Below are 4,454 nucleotides of genomic sequence, written 5' to 3'. Positions count from 1 at the left end.
CTCCCTATGTCCAAAATCAAGACAAAGAAAAAGAGAAAGCTGATTAAATCAACTTTCTCTTGACTACTGGTAGAAAAACAGCCCGTTGCAAATGAACGGACTGTACTAACTACAAGTTTATGCCGCTTAGGTGAGCAAATCTGCGCTGATTACCAAGCGTAGGCTTCTGGCGCGGAACCGACCGGTGGGAAGATGTTGTCGAGCTCTTCCAGCGTATCGGCGGACAGATGCACATCCAGCGCGTGGACGGCACTTTCCAGCTGCTCAATGGTGCGAGGGACGATGATCGGCGCGGTGACCACAGGATTCTGTAGCAACCAAGCCAAGGAAACGGTCGACTGGGTCTCACCAAGCTCCCGGCACAGCTTCTCGAACCGGGCCAGTTGATCGCGACGAGCAGCGCTGAGGTGCTTGCTCTGTTCCGCACGGCGACCATTCGGATCGGTCGGGTGCAAAATGTTCTCCGCCAGTTGGCCAGACTCCAGTGGGCTCCAAATGATCAGGCCCATGCCTAAGTCTTTGACCGTCGGCAGCAGTTCCAATTCAGGCAGGCGAGTCAGCAAATTGTACTTGTGCTGTTCGGAAACCAGCCCCAAGAAGTGCCGCTCGTGGGCGTGGGCTGCCGCAAAGGCCAAGTGCCGAGCGCCGAAGTTACTGGACCCGGCGTAAACGACCTTACCCTGGGCAATGACATCTTGGTAAGCACCCAAAACCTCATCCCAGTTGATGTGATGGTCGATATGGTGCATCTGCAGCAACTCAACGTGGTCGGTTTGCAACCGACGGAGCGAATCGTTCAGGCTGCGCTTGATCTTGTAGGCGGAAATCCCAGCCGGATCATTCGGGCCATAGCTCGCGTCGTTCATTGGGTTGTACACCTTGGTGGCCAGCACCGTGCTTTTGCGGCGGCCATCCCCTTTGGCAAACCAACGGCCCACGATTTCCTCGGTCCAGCCAGCATGAGAATCAGGATTTGGTCCCCGGCCGTAAACATTGGCCGTGTCAAAGAAGTTGATGCCCAGCTCGCGGGCCCGATCCATGATTTTATCGGCGTCTTCCTCACTGGTCCGTGGCCCAAAGTTCATCGTGCCCAAAACCAGCCGGCTGACCTTCAGCCCGGTCCGGCCAAGTGTTGTATATTCCATACAAATCCCTCCTTAACGCCGCTATCGCCGCCGCACCCTGCGGCATTGATGGCGCTTACTTTTAGTATAGCGCAAAATCCGGTGGTGGTTACGCCAATTTCGGGTGCCGCCTTCCCCGCAACTTAACTCGTTCGGCACCACGGCTAGGCGCAAAAAGGCCCTCACCAGCAACGGCAAGGACTTCGACATTCGCTTATTTGTAATAGCCACCGTAGTAATAGTAGCCCGCCCCGCCTTGGGCCGGCATGCGGTTCATGACGACGCCGATGATGTTGGCATCGACCTTCGTCAGCAGATCTTTAGCCTGCAATACGAACTTCTTTTGGGCCAACCCGTATGGCACCACCAGTACCGTCGCATCTGCATGGGCAGCGACGATCTGCGCATCGGTCACGCTGAGCACAGGCGGCGTATCCAACACCACGCGGTCGTAATGCTCACGCAGGTATTTCAACAGTGCCAGCATGCGCTTAGAACCCAGCAATTCCGACGGGTTCGGCGGCGTCGGTCCCGCGACCAACACGGTCAAATTCTCGATCTGTGTCGGTTTGGCGTACAACGGCAGCTGTTCTTCCAGCTTTTCGCCGTCCGTCGTCAGTAGTTTGACCAGCCCGCCGATGTTCTGTTGACCAAAACTGGCGTTGACCACGGGCCGCCGCATATCCAAATCGACCAAAATCGTGTTCAACCCTTGCTTCGCAAAAGTAACCGCAACATTAGAGCTGACAGTCGACTTTCCTTCCGCCGCCGCGGCCGAAGTGATGACCAGGGTTTTGATATCGCCATCGGCTTGAGAGAAGGAAATGTTGGTCCGCAGCGTCCGATATTCCTCGCTAATACGACTATCGGGTGCGTAGTTGGTGACTAACGCGACCCCTTGTTTGAGACTGCGATCAGCGAGGGCCTTTTTGTTTTTACGTTTAAACCATGCCATGTTCTTCCCCCCTAACGCCGCGAACGGCCATTCGTCTGCAAGCCCTCGGTCCCTAACCGAATGCTACCTTGGGTCTCAATATCCGTGATGGTCCCCAGCAATGGCAAGTTCAGGACATCAGTAACAAACGCGGCATCCTTGACGGTTCGATCCGTCAGTTCTCGTACGAAGGCGAACAGGATCCCCAACACAAGGCCTGCTAGCAGGCCAATAGCGAGATTCAGTTGCTTGCGCGGGCTCACTGGCGTCTTATTCAACGTCCCGCGGGAGATGATCGACACATTTTTGGCGTTAGTCATAATCGTCGTGATCTTCTTGCGGAATACACTAGCCGTTTCGTTGGCAATCGACCGTGCCGTATAAGGATCGTCTGCGGTGGCGGTGACGCTCATCACCTGGGAATTTTCATTGTTGGTCACGGTGATATCCTTGGCCAGCGCCCCTACGCTGTCCACCACGACACCCTTGCGCTGCAAATTCTCTTGCACCGGCTTAAGTACGACATCCTTGGTAATGATGTCTTTATATGTGTTGATCATCTGCAAATCGGTTTGCAAATCATTGTACTGCCCCGCCGCCGTGGTTTGCTTACGGTTGACTAGAACCATCGTAGTCGACTCATACTTCGGCTGCATCACGAAGTATGTAACAACGCCGGCAATAAGTCCCCCTAAAACTGTGGTCAGGATGATCATCACCAAGTGTTTGCGCAACGTGGCAAAGACTTGGCCCAAACTAATTACTTCATCGTCCATTGATTTCTCCTGAATATGAATACGTTTTGCGTTAGTTGACCTGATCGGCCCCTTGCACCTTGTACTTGACCTTGCTATTAGTCGCTGTCCAATCAAAATTCGGATTGAGCGCATTTTGCCTGGTCTCTTCGTTGTTCAGTTTCTTGCTTGGTCGGTCCAAATTCTGATTGATCAAGTCAGACACCCGCTGCAACTCACTAGTCGGCGCGATTTGATACGAAGACCCATTCAGATACGCACCGACGCCTTGCAAGTGATCCTGTTTGACATTTTGACCCGCCGCGCGGTAATGCCGATAAAGGTTAACTAAGTTGTCGAAGGTCAGGTTCGTCCGGAAGTTGCCTTCCACCTGCTTGAGTAGCTCAGTAAACTTAGTCACGTTACTCAATGATGGTGCTGCCTTGATGACCGCAGTGATCACTTGACGCTCACGATCTTGCCGACCGTAATCACCATGTGGGTCATTGTACCGCATGCGAATGTACGCCAGTGCCTTCTGGCCATCCATCTTAGTACTCTTTCCTTGCGTGAAAGAGTACCCAGTGTTGTTGAAGGTCAGCGAAGGGATAATGGTCACCCCACCGAGCGCATCAATGATTTTCTCCAGACCACCCATGTTGATGACGGCGTAGTAGTTGATCGGCACGCCTAACAGGGCAGAGGTCGTATCGACCGCCATGGTGGCGCCACCGATGCTATAGGCAGCATTGACCTTTTGGATGTTGATGCCCTTGTCACCCATCATCTGCGCCATGGTATCACGCGGCACGCTGATCATAGTGGTAGTTTTGTTCCCCGGATTCAAGGTCGCAACGATCATCGTATCCGAGCGGCCATTCTTTTCGGCCCGCCCAAACGCGCCGGTATCCGTTCCCATCAATAAGATGCTGATCGGTTTCGTTTTTTTCAACGTTGCATCGGACTGTTGCTGCTTCGGCAGCGGAATATAGGTATGGTCGACGGTGCTATGCAGCTCGTGGTACGCATAGGCCGCCACGCCGGCGACGGCTAAAATCACCAGCAGGGCAAAACCTGCCAGCCAACGCCACAGATGAAACTCCCGCTTGTGGTGATGACCATGATGGTGATGGTGGTGATGATGTTGCGGCTGCACCAAGGACGACAATGGATCGTCAGGATGCTCTTTAGCCATAGAACGAATGCCTCCCCTTACACACACTTAAACTCCCGATTGGTTCATAAATAATGCGATTTGGCCAAAAAGTCAAGGCGAAAACTCCTGGCCTTTAGAACATGACCTACCCCATTTCGAATCCCCCGCTAACCGTTAACTTTTAGAGAAACCAACGGCTCAGTCAGCTCATCAATTTTCAGAAATCGGGGCAAGAAAAATGATATACGTCCTACTATAGCATGAAAATCGCCGTCTGGGGGCAGTCAATTAAATTATTGTGAAAAAAGTTGACCAGGTGTATTTGGCACATGTGCATGCCATTTTCTACCTTAAAAAGCCATTTTGTTTAAGCAATATTCCGTTCGTAAAATATCCCTTTACGAAAACGATTCAATTAATCAAGCAAAACGGGAGTGTACAATATTTTGTGTAAATAGTAATTGAAAAGGGAAGACCTTCCCCGTATGATTAAATCGCCAAACATA

General features: G+C 52.3%; 4 protein-coding genes. All 4 read right to left on the bottom strand.

The features are described 5' to 3' along the window. Positions 1-149: 149 nt before the first annotated feature. A complete protein-coding gene (locus JUF11_RS12830) occupies positions 150-1,145 on the bottom strand; it encodes an aldo/keto reductase (RefSeq protein WP_204119906.1) in 996 nt (331 codons plus the stop codon). Between the two features lie 193 nt (positions 1,146-1,338). Further along, positions 1,339-2,079 (bottom strand): CpsD/CapB family tyrosine-protein kinase, encoded by a 741-nt coding sequence (locus tag JUF11_RS12825; protein WP_204119905.1) that lies wholly within the window; start codon positions 2,077-2,079, stop codon positions 1,339-1,341. Between the two features lie 11 nt (positions 2,080-2,090). Continuing rightward, a complete protein-coding gene (locus JUF11_RS12820) occupies positions 2,091-2,834 on the bottom strand; it encodes a YveK family protein (protein ID WP_204119904.1) in 744 nt (247 codons plus the stop codon). 31 nt (positions 2,835-2,865) lie between these two features. Then, the gene (locus tag JUF11_RS12815; protein WP_204119903.1) at positions 2,866-3,987 is read right to left on the bottom strand and encodes an LCP family glycopolymer transferase; all 1,122 of its coding nucleotides are present in this window, start codon (positions 3,985-3,987) and stop codon (positions 2,866-2,868) included. Positions 3,988-4,454 lie beyond the last annotated feature (467 nt).

This window comes from Lacticaseibacillus suilingensis (assembly GCF_016861845.1).
Taxonomy (GTDB): domain Bacteria; phylum Bacillota; class Bacilli; order Lactobacillales; family Lactobacillaceae; genus Lacticaseibacillus; species Lacticaseibacillus suilingensis.
The sequence above is the reverse complement of the archived record's forward strand: the minus strand, read 5'-3'. Positions and strand labels throughout refer to the sequence as shown.

Excerpts from the sequence above, each read along its gene's own strand:
- JUF11_RS12815 (WP_204119903.1), bottom strand. The coding sequence starts at position 3,987 with ATGGCTAAAGAGCATCCTGACGATCCATTGTCGTCCTTGGTGCAGCCG.
- JUF11_RS12830 (WP_204119906.1), bottom strand. The coding sequence starts at position 1,145 with ATGGAATATACAACACTTGGCCGGACCGGGCTGAAGGTCAGCCGGCTG.
- JUF11_RS12820 (WP_204119904.1), bottom strand. The coding sequence starts at position 2,834 with ATGGACGATGAAGTAATTAGTTTGGGCCAAGTCTTTGCCACGTTGCGC.
- JUF11_RS12825 (WP_204119905.1), bottom strand. The coding sequence starts at position 2,079 with ATGGCATGGTTTAAACGTAAAAACAAAAAGGCCCTCGCTGATCGCAGT.